At 70.3% G+C, this 15,382-nt stretch carries 9 protein-coding genes; 5 read left to right on the plus strand and 4 right to left on the minus strand.

Annotated elements, in window-relative coordinates:
• Positions 1 to 50: 50 nt before the first annotated feature.
• On the plus strand, positions 51 to 935 hold the full coding sequence (locus tag P2Q00_RS04680; protein WP_275769844.1) for a terpene synthase family protein: 885 nt from the start codon (positions 51 to 53) through the stop codon (positions 933 to 935).
• A 101-nt stretch (positions 936 to 1,036) separates the two neighbouring features.
• Here P2Q00_RS04680 and P2Q00_RS04685 read toward each other — a convergent pair whose 3' ends face one another.
• Positions 1,037 to 2,491, minus strand: a complete 1,455-nt coding sequence (locus P2Q00_RS04685; protein ID WP_275769845.1) for an APC family permease — start codon at positions 2,489 to 2,491, stop codon at positions 1,037 to 1,039.
• A 157-nt stretch (positions 2,492 to 2,648) separates the two neighbouring features.
• On the opposite strand from P2Q00_RS04685, the gene P2Q00_RS04690 reads away from it, so the two are divergent.
• Positions 2,649 to 3,833, plus strand: a complete 1,185-nt coding sequence (locus tag P2Q00_RS04690; RefSeq protein WP_275769846.1) for an ROK family transcriptional regulator — start codon at positions 2,649 to 2,651, stop codon at positions 3,831 to 3,833.
• Positions 3,834 to 3,936: 103 nt separating this feature from the next.
• Positions 3,937 to 6,639 carry a glycoside hydrolase family 2 protein gene (locus P2Q00_RS04695; protein ID WP_275769847.1) on the plus strand — a complete coding sequence of 901 codons (2,703 nt, stop codon included), beginning with the start codon at positions 3,937 to 3,939 and terminating at the stop codon, positions 6,637 to 6,639.
• A 39-nt stretch (positions 6,640 to 6,678) separates the two neighbouring features.
• On the opposite strand, the gene P2Q00_RS04700 is transcribed toward P2Q00_RS04695, so the two are convergent.
• Complete coding sequence (locus P2Q00_RS04700; protein WP_275769848.1) at positions 6,679 to 8,127, minus strand: hydrolase; 1,449 nt, start codon at positions 8,125 to 8,127, stop codon at positions 6,679 to 6,681.
• 284 nt (positions 8,128 to 8,411) lie between these two features.
• Between P2Q00_RS04700 and P2Q00_RS04705 the strand changes: the two genes are divergently transcribed.
• Positions 8,412 to 8,675, plus strand: coding sequence for a GlsB/YeaQ/YmgE family stress response membrane protein (locus P2Q00_RS04705; protein ID WP_275769850.1), 264 nt, complete (start codon positions 8,412 to 8,414; stop codon positions 8,673 to 8,675).
• Between the two features lie 366 nt (positions 8,676 to 9,041).
• Here the strand turns inward: P2Q00_RS04705 and P2Q00_RS04710 are convergent, their stop codons facing one another.
• Both P2Q00_RS04710 and P2Q00_RS04715 read right to left on the minus strand, forming a co-directional pair.
• Complete coding sequence (locus P2Q00_RS04710) at positions 9,042 to 9,962, minus strand: NAD-dependent epimerase/dehydratase family protein (protein ID WP_275769852.1); 921 nt, start codon at positions 9,960 to 9,962, stop codon at positions 9,042 to 9,044.
• Between the two features lie 65 nt (positions 9,963 to 10,027).
• Entirely contained in the window at positions 10,028 to 10,804 is a 777-nt protein-coding gene (locus P2Q00_RS04715; protein ID WP_275769853.1) for a GNAT family N-acetyltransferase, read from the minus strand.
• Between the two features lie 276 nt (positions 10,805 to 11,080).
• Between P2Q00_RS04715 and P2Q00_RS04720 the strand changes: the two genes are divergently transcribed.
• The gene (locus P2Q00_RS04720; protein ID WP_275770726.1) at positions 11,081 to 15,376 is read left to right on the plus strand and encodes an aminotransferase class I/II-fold pyridoxal phosphate-dependent enzyme; all 4,296 of its coding nucleotides are present in this window, start codon (positions 11,081 to 11,083) and stop codon (positions 15,374 to 15,376) included.
• Positions 15,377 to 15,382: the final 6 nt, after the last annotated feature.

The following is a 15,382-nucleotide window of genomic DNA, read 5'->3' on the forward strand; positions in this document are numbered from 1 at the left end:
TGCGGTCCAGGGGGCGATGGCGCATCCAACTCATCGGTCGCACGGAGTTGTTGCCGACGGATACCGCTCGGCGACTGCACCGGACGGCGCAGGCCACGACAGGCTTCCGCGGACCGGCCGTCCGCGAATGGGTACTCACCCCGGACCCGGCCGCGGAGCAACTCGAGGCCCGGATACGGGAATGTGCCCTGGCCCGAGACCTCTACGACACGTCGAACAACACCGCACCTCTGCAGGCGCCGTGCACTCCGCTGGCAGCCGAAATACTCGCCAACGGCCCAAGAGCACTCGTCTCGGCGGTGGCGATGTACTGGACCGCCGTCATCGCCTTCGACGACCAGGTGGTCGAGGCACACCGCTCACCCAAACCGTATCGGGACACGATTCCCGCACTGCTGCGAGACGGCCGACTCCCGCCCGAACCCGACCGATTCCACCACGCCTTCCGCGACATACGCGACGCCGTCCTGGCCGCACACGAGGACGCTGCCCTGCCCGAATTCGCCGACCAGGTCGAGTACGCCCTGGCCGGCGCGGTCCGGGAATGGGAATGGCATAGGTCGGGTCGAATACCCACCGTGGCCGAATACATGGCCCATGCCCTCGGCACCCCGCACATCCTGCCCGTCGTCCCCTTCCAACGCCTGGCCGACAAACAGTTGCTCCCCCTGGCCGCTCCGCTACCGAGCGACCTGGCGCATCTGGCCCGTATCGTCACCCGTATTGCACGACTCAAGAACGATGTCCTCAACGTCGCCAAAGACGGGCGCGACGGCACGCTGAACTTCTGCGACGTCCTTGTCGCCGAACACCGGATCCCCACAGACGCGCATTCCATCAGCCGCTCGATCGACGCCTGCTACGCCTGGTACCTCACCGTCGCCCGCTACGGACACAACCAGAAGACAGCACAGCTCGCTGACAGCGCCCCCTAAGGGGCGCGGGGAACTGCGCGTCCAGCCCCCACCGACCCGAGGTTTCGTCACCGCCCTGCATCGGAGCGCTCAGCGCAGATACGGCAGTTGCCACGGCCGTTTCACGCTCCCGCAGGCTCCGGGTGCGCTGCCGCCGGGTCCAGGTACTCCTCCGCGATCTCCTTCGGACCGAACGGCCACACCTTCTCGAAGCGCGCCCAGAGCACGTATGCCACACAGCCGAGGGCCAGCCAGGCGAGCGACCATTCGATGGGATGGCGACCCGGCGAGTTCTTGTCCGCGTAGCCGTAGATCACGCACCAGCCGGCGAAGGCGACGATGCTCGGCACCGGGTAGAGCCACATGCGGTAAGGGCGCCGCAGCGTCGGCTGGCGCCTGCGCAGCACTGTCAGCGCGAGGATCTGGGCCAGCGCCTGGACGATCACCATCACCGTCGTCAGCAGCTGGATCAGTGTCGCCAGGTCCGTGTGGCGGCCGATCAGGAAGCCCACGGCCGTGATCACGCCCATGGTCGCCAGGCCCAGCATCGGGAAGCGGTGTTTGGGATGCAGTTTGGCGTAGGGGCGGAAGAAGACGCGCTCGCGGGCCGCGTCGTAGGGCACTCGCGAGCCGCCCAACAGGCCGGTGAAGACAGAGGCGAAGGCTGTGATCAGGATGAGGACGGTGACCGTGTCGGCTGCGCCCTTGCCCCAGGTCTTCTCCAGTACCGCGGAGGCCACGGACGTGGACGCGATGTCGTGCGCGTTCGTCATGCGATGCCAGTCGATCACGCCGAGCGTGCCGATCTGCAGCAGCAGGTAGATCGCCATGATGCCGAGGATGGAGAAGATGATCGAGCGCGGCAGGGTGCGGCCGGGGTCCTTGATCTCGGCACCCATGTAGGCCGTGGTGTTGTAGCCGAGGTAGTCGTAGATGCCGATGGTCAGGCCGCCGGCGAAGCCGAGCCAGAAGTGGTTGCTGCCCAGGTCGAAGGCGTGCGCCGGGTAGGTGAAGGCGAGGTGCGTGCTGAAGTCCGTCGCCGCGGCGAGGATGACCAGCACGACCGAGACGATCATGACCGCCCACATCACGGCGGTGATCCGGGCGATGTGCTCGATGCCCCGCCACAGCAGCAGCACGACCAGGGCGATGACGCCGAGGCCGATCAGGTCGCCGGACGTCCGGCCGAGGTCGGGGGCGAGATAGCCGAGGTACTGGACGAAGCCGACCACGCCGGTCGACATGATCAGCGGGATGAACAGCATCGCCGTCCAGACGAACAGGAACGGCATGAGACGGCCCGTGCGGTACTGGAAGGCCTGGCGCAGATAGACGTAACTGCCGCCGGAGCCGGGCATCGCCGCACCCAGTTCGGCCCACACCAGTCCGTCGGCGAGCGCGAGCAGCGCGCCGGCGATGAAGCCGATCACCGCCTGCGGGCCGCCGAACGCGGCGACCATGAGCGGGATCGTGACGAATGGGCCGATGCCGCACATCTGGCTCATGTTGATGGCGGTGGCCTGGAACAGGCCGACGCGACGGACGAAACCACCGTTGGGTGGCGGACTACCGGACATGAGGACTCCTGAAGCACCGGGCGCTGGGCTGCCCATGGCCGACCTCGGCCGGCTCGGCTCGCCCGGCGAGGCTGTTGGCCGATAAAGTTAAGGAGCCTTACTTGATGCGTCAAGAGGCCCCATCGGACGGCCCCCTCGGATACGTGAGAATGGTGCGATGCCCGCCAGTGACGCCGTAGACCAGCAGGGACAGCCCTGGAACCGCCGGCGGCTGCGCGCCACCAACGAGCGGTTGCTGCTCGACCGGCTGCGCAGCGGCGGAGCCGCGTCGCGTGCCCAACTGGCCCGGGAGACCGGCCTGTCCAAGCCGACGGTCTCCAGCGCACTCGCCGCCCTGGAGTCGGCCGGGCTGGTCCACGAGGTGGGCACCCTCGCACCGGAGCGTGGCCGCACCGCGGTTCTGTACGCGCCGGACCCGGCGGCCGGTTACGCCCTGGGCATCGACGTCGGCCGCAGCTGGCTGCGGGTCGCCGTCGCCGACCTGGACGGCACCGTCGTCGCCCGCTCCGACGTGCGCAACCGGGCCCGCAGCTCGGGCGCGATGGCGGACCTGGTGGTGGCGACGGCCCGTCAGGTGGTCGGCGGTTCGGGCGTGGCCGCGGACGAGGTGGTGCACGCGGTGGTGGGCACGCCGGGCGTGTACGACGAGAAGCAGCGCCGGGTGCGCTATGCGATGCATCTGCCGGGCTGGGGGCGCGCGGGGCTTTTCGACCGGATGCGCGAGGAGCTGGGCGTCCCGCTGGAGGTGCACAACGACGCCAATCTGGCGGCGCTCGGCGAGTACACGTACGGCGTCGGCGAGGGCAGCCGGCTGTTCGCGTACATCCTGATCGGCACCGGTCTCGGGATGGGCGTGGTCAGTGACGGGCGGCTGTTCACGGGGGCGCACGGGCTGGCCGGGGAGATCGGGTTCCTGCCGTGGCCGGGGCAGCAGAAGCCGGAGCGGCTGGAGGACGCCGTGTCGGGGGTGGCCGTCGTCGAGGCGGCGCGCCGGTTCGGCATGAGCGGGCAGCTCACCGCGAAGGCCGTGTTCGACGCGGCCCGGCAGGGAAACGACGCGGCGGTCAAGGCGGTTCAGCTGGAGGGCGAGCGGATCGCGCACACGGTGGCGGCGGCCGCGGCCGTGCTCGATCCGGATCTCGTCGTCCTGGGCGGCGGGGTGGGCCACAGCGTGGACCTGCTGCTGAAGCCGGTCCGCGACAACCTCCGGACGCTGACTCCGCTGCGGCCGAGGGTCGTGCCCAGCCGGCTCGGCGAGGACGCGGTACTGCTGGGCGCGGTGGCCACGGCGCTCGGGACCGCGCGGGACGTGGTGTTCGAGCGCCGGTCGGCCGCGCCCTGACCAACTCGCCTACGGGTCACGGTGATTGACACGGTCCACTCGGCGCCCTAGCGTGACCGCAGTTAGTAAAGTTTCCTAACTTTACGAAGGGGCTGGAGACTCCGTGAACAGACACCGTCTCGCCACGGCCACCGTGATCCTGGGTCTGTTGGGTTCCCTGACGACCAGCGCCTGGGCCGGATCCCCTGCCCAGCGGGCCGCCCCACCGGGCCGGCTCACCCGAGTCTCCTCCGCGCCGGGCAGCACGACCGCGCTGACGGGCTACGCGATCCAGTCGACCGCCAAAGTCGCCGACCCGGCGTCCGACATCTCCTCCCCCGGCTACCCGGCGACCGGCTGGTACCCGACGGGCTCCCGCTCCACCGTCCTCGCCGCCCTGCTCGGGAACGGCGTCTACGCCGACCCCTTCCACTCGACCGACCAGCAGAACATCCCCAAGGCCGACTTCCAGGTCCCTTGGTGGTACCGCTCGGACTTCACGGTCGCCGACACCTCCGAGCGCACCTACCTCGACTTCAGCGGTGTGATCTCGGCGGCCGACGTCTACGTCAACGGCCACCAGGTCGCCACGACGAAGGACGTCACCGGCGCCTACACCCACCACGAGCTGGACGTCACCTCGCTCGTCCGCTCCGGCACGAACACCGTCGCCTTCCGCATCCAGCCCAACGACCCGAACAAGAACCTGACCATGGGCTGGATCGACTGGCTCCAGCCGCCGCCCGACGAGAACATGGGCATCGTCCGCGACGTCCTCGTCCGCCGCGGCGGGGCCATCGCACTGCGCGACGCGCACGTCGTCACCAGGCTGGACGTGCCCTCGCTGGCCTCGGCCGACCTGACGGTGAAGGCGCAGGCCCGCAACGACTCCGGCGCACCGGCGAGCACCACGGTCTCCGGCAGCATCGGCAGGACGATGTTCGAGAAGACCCTCACGCTGTCCGCGCACGAGACGAAGACCGTCAGCTTCACCCCCTCCGACGTCCCCGGCCTCCACCTGACCTCGCCGAAGGTGTGGTGGCCCGCCGGCATGGGCGGACAGCCCCTGTACGACCTGAAGCTCACCGCGTCCGTCGCCGGCACCGTCTCGGACACCACACACGAGACCTTCGGCATCCGCGACGTCCGGGCGCCGCTGAACTCCGACGGCGCCCGCCAGTACCGCATCAACGGCCGCAGGCTGCTGATCAAGGGCGGCGGTTGGTCGCCGGACGAGTTCCTGCGCTGGGACCGCACCTACGTAGAGGACCGGCTGAAGTACGCCCTCGACCTCGGCCTCAACACCATCCGCCTCGAAGGCCACCTGGAACCGGACGAGTTCTTCGACCTCGCCGACCGCTACGGCATCCTGACCCTGCCGGGCTGGGAGTGCTGCGACAAGTGGGAGGGCCAGGTCAACGGCAGCGAGTCCGGCGACAAGTGGACCGCCGCGGACTACCCGGTCGCCAAGGCGTCGATGGCCGCCGAGGCCGCCCGGCTGCGCGACCACCCCAGCGTGGTCTCCTTCCTCATCGGCAGCGACTTCGCACCCGACGCGACCATCGAGAAGAACTACCTCGACGCCCTGAAGGCGGCCGACTGGCCGAACCCGGTGGTAGCCGCCGCCTCCGCCAACTCCTCGCCCCAGCTGGGCAGTTCGGGCATGAAGATGACGGGCCCCTACGACTGGATCCCACCCGACTACTGGTACGCCAAACGCGAGGGCGGCGCCACCGGCTTCAACTCCGAGACCAGCGCCGGCCCGGACATCCCCACGCTCGACACCCTGCGCCGCATGATGACCCCGGCCGAACTCGACACGCTCTGGCAGAACCCGAACGCGAAGCAGTACCACCGCTCGCCGTCGTCGACCTTCAACACCCTGAAGCTCTACGACAACGCCCTCGCCGGCCGCTACGGCACCCCGACGAGCCTGGCCGACTACGTCCGCAAGGCGCAGCTCGCGCAATACGAGAACGTCCGCGCCCAGTTCGAGGCGTACGAGCGGGGCGCCACCGACTCCTCGAAGCCCTCGACCGGCGTCGTGTACTGGATGTTCAACAGCGGCTGGACCTCACTGCACTGGCAACTGACGGACCGTTATCTCGACCAGGGCGGCGCCTACTTCGGGGCCAAGAAGGCGAACGAGCCGCTGCACGTCCAGTACTCCTACGACGACCGCTCGGTGGTCGTCGTCGACAACAGGAACACCGCAGCCTCCCAACTCACGGTCCGGGCAACGCTGTTCAACCCCGACGGCACGCAGAAGTACGACCGGACCGTCAGCGGCGTGAAGGTGAGCGGCGACGGCGCGCACAGCACCGCGCTCACGCTGCCGGCCTCGGTGAGCGGCCTGGCGACGACGTATCTGGCGCGTCTGACCCTGACCGACGCCTCCGGCAAGGAGATCAGCCGAAACGTCTACTGGCTCTCCTCAAAACCCGACACGCTCGACTGGGCCAACACCGACTGGTATTACACGCCGACGACGAGCTACGCCGACCTCAAGGGCCTGAGCTCCATGGCGCAGGTGCCGCTCACGGCGACGGCCTCGACCGAGTCGACGGACGGCACCTCCACCACGACGGTGACCCTGCGCCACGCGGGCAGCGGAAGGACGCCGTCGCTGCTGACCGACGTACATCTCGTCGATGCGAAGGGGGATCCGGTGCTGCCGGTGCGGTGGTCGGACAACGGGGTCACTCTGTGGCCGGGCGAGTCGGCGACGCTGACCGTGACCTACCGGACGGCTGATCTACGTGGTTCCGCACCGCGTCTCAGGGTCTCCGGCTGGAACACGCCGGAGCGCACGGTCCCGGCGGGATGACCGCGTGGGGCCCGGCACAGGAGCCGGGCCCCACGAACGTCAGCTGACGTTGAGCGCCGTGTCGTCGATGACGAACGACGTCTGCAGGGTGGAGCCCTCGGTGCCGGTGAACTTGAGGGTGACGGTCTGGCCGGCGTAGCTCGCCAGGCTGAAGCTGCGCTGGGTGTAGCCGCTGGCGGCGTTCAGGTTGGAGTACGTCGCCAGGGTGCCCAGCACGGTTCCGGAGCTGTTGAGCACCTGGACCTTCAGCGTGTCGTACGCCGTGCTGGTGCTGGTCTCCGCCGTGTCGACGTGCAGGTAGAAGCTCAGGGCGGCGGTGGTGCAGTCCGACGGGATGGTCACCGACTGGGAGAGCGTGTCGGTGGTGGCGGTGCCGTAGCCGTCCAGCCAGGCGTAGTACGAGCCCGTACGGGCCGACTCGCTGCTGGAGTTGGTGATGACGCCGCTGGAGGCGCTCCAGGTGCTGTTGCCCGACTCGAAGCCATTGTTGCCCAGCAGCTGGGCGGCGGTGCAGGTGCCGGAGCCGCCGCCCCCGCCGCCTGAACTGCTGCCGTCCCCGGCGAGCCAGGCGGTGGCGTTGAGGGCGAGCGCGGCATTGGTGGCGCTCGAGTCGTTCCAGCCGTCGTAGAGGGTGTTGCCGGACTGGCCGGTGCCGTCGTCGATCGGCGAGCTGTCGCCCCAGAAGGCCACGCGGCCGCTGCCGAAGGTGCTGGTGGCGAAGAAGGCGCCGGTGTTGCCGGAGTAACCGGTGCGGTACAGCAGGCCCTTGACGCTGGAGTTGTCCGAGGGCTTCAGCGTGGCGGTCGTGCCGCTGGCGATCAGGCTCTTGGTGACAGTGCCGAAGGAGCCGTGCAGCACCGGGTCGGTGCTGTCGCTGATGGCGGCCGGGTGGTCGGAGCTGATGCTCAGCGAGTCGATGGAGAAGCCGAACGGGTCGGTCGAGTCGACGCTGTTGTTGGTCATCAGGTCGTTGAGGATCTCGACCGCGTCCTCACCGTCGTTGTTGCGGTCCGCTCCGGTGTGGTCGGAGATCATGAACAGTCCGCCGCCGTTCTTGACGAAGTTCATGATCGCCGTCTTCTCGGCGGTGGTGAAGAGAGTGTTGGGCTCCGGCAGGACCAGGGTGTCGAAGTTCGACAGGTCGGTCGTCGAGGAGCCACCGTAGGTGAGGGCGCTGGTGGCGGTCTTGAGGCTGTAACTGCCGGTCTTCTGCAGGGCGACGCCCCACGAGGACAGCGCGCCGGTCCAGTCGGTCTCGGAGGACGGGGACGAGTCCTGGGCGAGGGGGTCGGGCTTGCTGGTGGAGATGATCCAGTCGGCGTTGCCGGCCTCCTCGGCGTGGCCGTCGTCGAACAGGATGCGGTGCGTGGTGGCCGCGTGGGCCGTGGTGGCGCTGACCGTGGTCTGGAGGGCGGCGCCCGTGGCGAGCAGACCGAACGCGGCGAGGGCCGTGGTGAGTCTGTGGCGGGGTCTGGAACGAGTGAGCATCCGGCGTACCTCCGTGTGGGGTTGGGGACGGGGCTGTGCGGGGTGCAGGGCCGGACCTACACGCGTAGAAAAAGCGCATCTGCGCGCGTAGACATCCGGTCGGACGATAGCCGTGCGACCGAACGGTTGAACGGTACATGGCAGAACAGAAGCTGAACAGGCGTCATCCGGTACGCCCCACCGGAGATTGACCCGGCGTTGACCCGTGGTTGAAGCGGAACGGACTGTCCCCCTCGGCAGGGGGCATCCGGACAGTACGGGGGCCTTGACGAAGAGGGGCGGAGATGGAGATCTCAGGCATCATCAGTGCCATCGTGGTCGGCATCGTCATCGGTGTGCTGGGCCGGCTGGTCGTCCGCGGGCGGCAGCACATCGGCGTCGTGCTGACGATCCTCGTCGGCATCGTGGCCGCGCTGATCGGCTCGACGATCGCCCACGCCTTCGGCGTGGCCGACACCAAGGGCATCGACTGGATCGAGTGGCTCATCCAGATCGGCCTCGCCGCGCTCGGCGTCGCCGCCCTGGACCGGACGAGGGCGCGCCGCTGACCGGGGGTCGCGGCTTCGGAACAACAGCCGTTTCCAGCCTGGGCGGGGACGCTTGGTGCCTCGCCCGGGTGCGGGCGGTGCTGCTCGGCGGCTGGCGGAGAGTAGCCGAATTCCGCGTTCCGCATCCGGTCCCGGCCCACTAACGTGCCGGCCAGCGGGAGGAGTCAGGCCCGCCGACGCGGCTCCCCTCGGCAATCGGCGGGCCTGCCGCCTCGACCGAGCACCCTGAGCGGGAGAGTCGGGCGCTTCGGGAGGCTGTCCCCCGGGGTGGCGGCTGATTCCTCCCCCGAGGGTGCCAGCCGGGACGGGCCGTGACGTGGGGCCGTTCGGCCCTCTACCGCGGTCCGAACGGCCCCAGTCCGGAATTCAACGTCGGGCCGCCAGCGCGGCGAGCCCGTCGCGGCTGGACGGGTACACCGGTGTCCAGCCCAGTTCCCGCTCCGCCTTCGCCGAGGACACGCGCATGTTCGCCGACATCATCGTGTGCGCGTACGGCATCGGCCTGGTCATCCACAGGGGCACGGTCATCGGCCTGGGCAGTGCGAACTGCTCGGCCACGCACAGGACATGGGCCCGGAAGCCGAGCGGGGTGCGGTCCGTGATGTTGTACGCCTGGCCGGGGCGGCCGTGTTCGACGGCGGCGGCCACCGCCCGTGCCGCGTCGGTGAGTTCGGTCCACGGCAGGACCCGGCCGTGGTCGTCGGGGGCGGGCAGCTGCCGCTTGCGCAGCATGGGCAGGATGGCGTCGGTGCCGCCGGGGCCGTAGAACAGGCCGAAGCGCAGCGAGATGCCCGCCAACCCGGTTGCCTCGAAGGTGAGTTGTTCCTTGATGCGCATGCCCTCGACGTGCCGTTCCAGTTCGGGCGTGGTGCCGCGCGGGCCGAACGGATCGTCCTCGGTGATCACATGGCCGCCGAAGTCCCCGTAGCCGTAGCCGAAGACCATCGACTCGCTCACGAAGCGGGTGGCGCCGGTGGCCTGCGCGGCCTCCACCAGGTGGGCGGTGCCGGCGATGCGCAGGGCGTCGGTGGCGTGCATGTCGCGGTGGCGCATGGGCGCCTTGCGCAGGGCGGTGGCGGCGTGGATGACGGTGTCGAAGTGCTGTCCGTCGACGGCGCGCAGCAGCGCGTCGCGATCCATGAGGTCGGCCCGGACGCCGTGCGCCGGCCCCCGGCCGAGGCCGGTGACCTTGTGGCCGGCCTCGGTCAGGGCGCGGGTGATGTGACCGCCGAGGATGCCGCTCGCTCCGGCGAGGAGGATGCTCTGGTTCTTCTGGTTCGTCGTCATGACCGTGCGACGGATCGGGGAGCCGCGGATGTGACATCGCGGTGGGAGTGACCGACCGGGTTCCGCTACGGCACGTAGGTGTAGGGCGTCGTCGTGGTCAGCGGCTCGAAGCCCAGTCGTTCGAGGATGGGGCGGCTCTGGCTGGAGGCGTCGACCTGGAGGTAGCGGTAGCCGCGCTGCACGGCGGCTCGGGCCCGGTGGGCGACCAGGGCGCGGTAGACGCCGCGGCCGCGCCAGGCCTCGACGGTGCCCCCACCCCACAGACCGGCGAACCGGGTGCCGGGCACGAGCTCCATGCGGGCCGCGCTGACCGGCACGTCGCCGGCGAGGGCGACGGTGGCGACGACCGTGTCCGGCTCCCCGGTGAGCCGGGCGAGCAACTGGTGGCGCATGCGGGAGCCGTCGGTGCCGAAGGCCTTCTCGTGCACGTCCGCCACCAGGTCGACGCCCGCCGCGTCCGTGACGGGCAGCAGACGGATGCCCTCGGGCGGCTCGGCGTCGAGGTCGAGGCCGGCCACCTCCGCGATCATCAGCGTCTCCTCGGGCTCAGGCTCGAATCTCGCGGCCCTGAGCCGCTGTCCCAGATCCACCGGCCGGTCGTGCCCGTACAGCTTCCACTCGAACTCGCGGCCCAGCCCGGAGAAGTACGCGATCTGCGCGGCGATCGCCGCGTCCGCGCGCGTCTCGTCCAGGTCGGACCAGACGACGCCGTTCCAGCCGCGGGCCGAGGCGACCTGGCGGACCACGCCGGCGACCCGCTCGATGCGCGCGTCGGGGCCGTCGGGCTGGGCGCCTTCGCGCATGTCACGGTCGAAGAGGGCGAGCACCCCGGCATGATCCATGTGCCCACTCCAGCACCCCGGGGTGGCCGGGGCAAGGGCATTTACTCGGCTCCGCCTCACGACGTCGGCACCGCAAACCCCTGCTGACCTGCTCCGCTGCTGTGGTTCCGGGGGCTCCGAGGCCGCGCCCGACGCTCCCGGCCCCCGCCCTCCCGAGATGCAGTCGTCCGGCCGCGGTGCCTACGATCTAGGAATCCAGGACGACCAGACCAGGTGGACGGCCCGGTCCCCTCGAACGGGGGGAGGCGCTTGCCCTTGCTGTCGGCAAAGCGGCTGATGGCCGCTCACGTCGCGCTGGTCGCCGCTGCCACGGCCGTCTACCTGACGGTGCCCGCCGCACGGGCCCCCGTGTGGGCCGTCATCGGCCTGTCCGGCACCGCCGCCGTGGTGATCGGCAGCCAGGTCAACCGGCCCGCCCACCGCTGGCCCTGGTGGGTGCTCGCCGCCGCGTTGCTCACCTTCATCGCGGGCGACACCTACTACAACGTCGTGGAGGAGTACTTCCACGCCTCCAACCCGTTCCCCTCCCCCGCGGACGCCTCCTACCTCACGACGTATCCGCTCTTCGCCATCGGGCTGTCCGGCCTGGTCAGATACCGCTGGGCGGGCCACGACCTGCCGAGTCTGCTCGACGCGATGATCATCACCGCGGGTCTGGCGCTGCCGGTCTGGGTGTACCTCGTCCAGCCGCTCACCAAGGTGCAGGGACTGACCTGGCAGCAGCGTGCCATCAGCATCGCCTACCCCCTCGGCGACGTCCTGGTGCTGGCCCTGCTGGCGCGGCTGCTGGCCCCGAATCCGGTCGACGGGCACAACCGGTCGGTGCAGTATCTGGTCGTAGGCACCGTGACGCTGCTCGGCTTCGACATCGCCTACGGGATCCTGCAGCTCAACGAGACCTGGCAGGCGGGCACGGCGCTGGACGCCGGCTGGATCGTCTTCTACACGGCCTGGGGCCAGGCCGCACTGCACCCGGACATGGTGGAGCTGACCGCTGCCGTGCCCCAGCAGGGGTCCCTGCTGCCGCCGCCGCGCCGGCTGGTGCTGCTGGCCGTGGCCACGCTCATCGCGCCGGGGATCCTGCTGTACGAGGGGCTGACGCGCTCGGCGCACGACGCGGCCGTGATCGCCGCGTTCTCCGGTGTGCTGTTCCTCCTGGTGATCCTGCGGCTGTCGGGGATGGTGGTGGCCCACCGCAAGGCGGTGACACGGGAGCTGGCACTGCGCCGGGCGGCCGCCTCGCTGGTCTCGGCGGTCCGGCAGCAGGAGGTCGCACGCTCCTGCGAGGGCGCCGTCGACCGGCTCCTGGGCACCGTGGTCGGCCACCGGACCCTGCTCCTGCCCGCCGAGCGGGCGCCGGATCTGGCGCGGTATCACGCGCAGATCGTGCACGCCCGCGATCTGGGTGCCGACAACAGCGCCCAGCTGGACGACGCGGCAACCGTCCTGGTGTGTCTGATGACCCCACCCGACCGCCCGTACGGTGATGTCGCGGGCGTCCTCCTGGTCGCCGGACCGGCGGGGCCGCTCACCGAGACGCGGGGTTCCCTGGAGATCCTGGCCTCGCACGCGGGCCTTGCCATGGAGCGCATCGCCCTGCGCCAGGAGATCATCCGCCGGGAGAGCGAGGCGTACTTCCGCACGCTGGTGCGCAACACCTCCGACGTCATCCTGATCGTCGAGGACGACAACACCATCCGGTACGCCAGCCCCTCGGCGGCGGCCGTCTTCGGTACCGCCGACGTGGTCGGCGCACTGCTGCCGGATCTGGTCGACCCGCGGGACCGCCGCCGTGCGGCGCGGGAGTTGACGGCCGTGCGGGACACCGGGCCGCGGGCCACCTACGACCACTGGTGGGTGCGGCACCGGGCGGGCCGCGTCGAGGTGGAGGTGCGGTGCAGCGACTTCCGGGACGAGCGGACCGTGGCCGGACTGGTCGTCACGCTGCGCGATGTGACGGAGCAGCGCCGGCTGGCGCACGAGCTGACCCAGCGGGCCTTCCACGACTCGCTGACCGGTCTGCCCAACCGCACCCTGCTGCTGGAGCGGGTCGAACGCGCCCTGCTGCGCGGCCGGCGCGAGTCGTCCATGACCTGTCTGCTCTTCATCGACCTCGACGACTTCAAGCTGGTCAACGACACGCTCGGGCACTCGGCCGGCGACCATCTGCTGATCGCCGTCGGCGACCGTCTCTCCAAGACACTGCGGCGCACCGACACCGCGGCCCGGCTCGGCGGCGACGAGTTCGCCGTCCTCATGGAGGACGCCCGCGAACCCCTGGACGCGGAGCTGCTGGCGGCCCAGGTGATCCAGACGCTGACCAGGCCGTTCGCCCTCGCGGAGGAGTCGGTGACCGTCTCCGCCAGTGTGGGTGTGGCCACGGCCCGCGACAGCACGGACGCGGAGGAACTGCTCAGCCACGCCGACCTCGCACTGTATGCGGCGAAGTCGGCCGGCAAGCGGCAGTGGCGCCGCTTCCAGCCGCTGCTGCACACCCGCATGGTCGAGCGGCACGACCTGCAGAGCCGGCTCGCCGAGGCGGTCGCCGGCAAGGAGTTCGCCCTGCGCTACCAGCCGGTCGTGGACATCGCCGCGGGCGAGGTCGTCGGCTTCGAGGCGCTGATCCGCTGGCCGAAGGCACCGCACCGGCCCGTCACACCGGAGCAGTTCATCGCGCTGGCCGAGGAGACCGGGCACATCGCGGTGCTGGGGGCATGGGTCCTGGAGAACGCGGTCAGCGACATTGTGGGACTGCAGCGGCTGCCCGGCCCCGTCAGTCCGCCGTACGTCAGCGTGAACGTGTCCGCCCGCCAGTTCCGTGACGTCGGGTTCCTGGACCAGGTCGGCCAGGCGCTGCGGACGCCCGGACTCGCCCCCGGTTCGCTGCAGCTGGAGCTCACCGAGACGGTGCTGTTGCGGCGCGACACCCAGATCCAGTCGGTGCTGCGCTCCCTGAAGGAGCTGGGCGTGCACATCGCCGTCGACGACTTCGGGACCGGCTTCTCCTCGCTGCGCTATCTGCGGGACTTCCCCATCGACACACTGAAGATCGACAAGACGTTCATCGACGACATCACGCGCGACGCCCAGCAGGTCGCGCTCGTCGAGGGCATCGTGCGGATCGCCGACACCCTGGGCCTGCAGGTGATCGCCGAGGGGATCGAGGAAGTGGCGCAGCGCGACGTGCTGGCCGGCATGGGGTGCCGCTTCGGGCAGGGCTATCTGTTCGCCAAGCCGATGACGGTGGAGCAGAGCGAGCGCGTGCTGCGGGAGAGCGAGGGACGCTGCTACGCACCCGGCAACGGCACCGCCAAGGCGGTGGCCATACCGGCGGCGCGGCCCGCGTCCCGGGCGCGGCGGGCGGCGCTGTCGCCGGACCTCGAACACCTGCGGCGCACCAGCCCGATGAGCGACGCGGTGCTGGACGAGGTGCGCGGCCGGCACATCCGCAGCCGCGGCCACTGGCTGATCGACTTCGCGTCCTGCAACTACCTCGGCTTCGACTGGGACCCGGAGATCATCGAATCCGTGGAGCCCGTCCTGCGGCGCTGGGGGACACACCCCAGCTGGTCGCGGCTGCTGGGCAGCCCCCGCCTGTACCCGGAGATCGAGGCACGGCTGGCGGAGCTGCTGGGCGCGCCGGACACGCTGCTGCTGCCCACGCTGACCCTGATCCACGGCTCGGCGATCCCGGTGCTGGCCGAGGGGGGCCATGTGTTCGTGGAGGCGACGACGCACAAGACGGTGTACGACGGCTGTGTGGTGGCCCGCGGCCAGGGCGCCACCCTGCACCGCTTCCACGCCGGACGCCCCGACGAACTGGAGACCCTGCTGGCCTCGGTGCCCGCGGGCCTGCCACGGCTCGTGTGCCTGGACGGCGTCAACAGCATGAGCGGCAACGTCCCCGACCTGCCCGCACTGGCCTCGGTCTGCCGCGCCGCGGGCGCCACGCTCTACGTCGACGACGCGCACGGATTCGGGGTGATCGGACAGCGCGGACCCGAGGAGCTGTGTCCGTACGGCTCGCGCGGCAACGGCGTGGTGCGGCACACCGGCGAGTCGTACGACGGGATCGTGCTGGTCTCCGGGTTCTCGAAGGCGTACTCGTCGCTGCTCGCCTTCCTGGCCCTGCCCACCGAGCTGAAGAACCGGCTGAAGACGGCCGCGGGGCCCTACCTGTACTCGGGTCCCTCCCCGACGGCCTCCCTGGCCACGGCACTGACCGGGCTGGAGGTCAACGACCGCCGCGGCGACGCCCTGCGCGCTGACCTGTACCGCAGGACCGTCCGGGTGCTGGATCACCTCGACGGGCTGGACGTCACCACACTGAACACGGACCGGCTGCCGATCATCGAGATCCCGCTGGCGAACGCGGACGACCTCGACGCGGTCGGGGCGTTCCTGTGGGAGGAGGGCATCTATGTGACGCTGGCCGCCTATCCGCTGGTACCGCGGGACCGGGTGGGCTTCCGGATCCAGATCACGGCACTGAACTCGGACGACGACATCGAGCGGCTGAACGGCACCTTGACGCGGCTGTCCGCGCGTTTCCCGCTGAGGGCGAAGGTCTGAGACGGC

It is taken from the genome of Streptomyces coacervatus, assembly GCF_029223485.1.
Taxonomy (GTDB): domain Bacteria; phylum Actinomycetota; class Actinomycetes; order Streptomycetales; family Streptomycetaceae; genus Streptomyces; species Streptomyces coacervatus.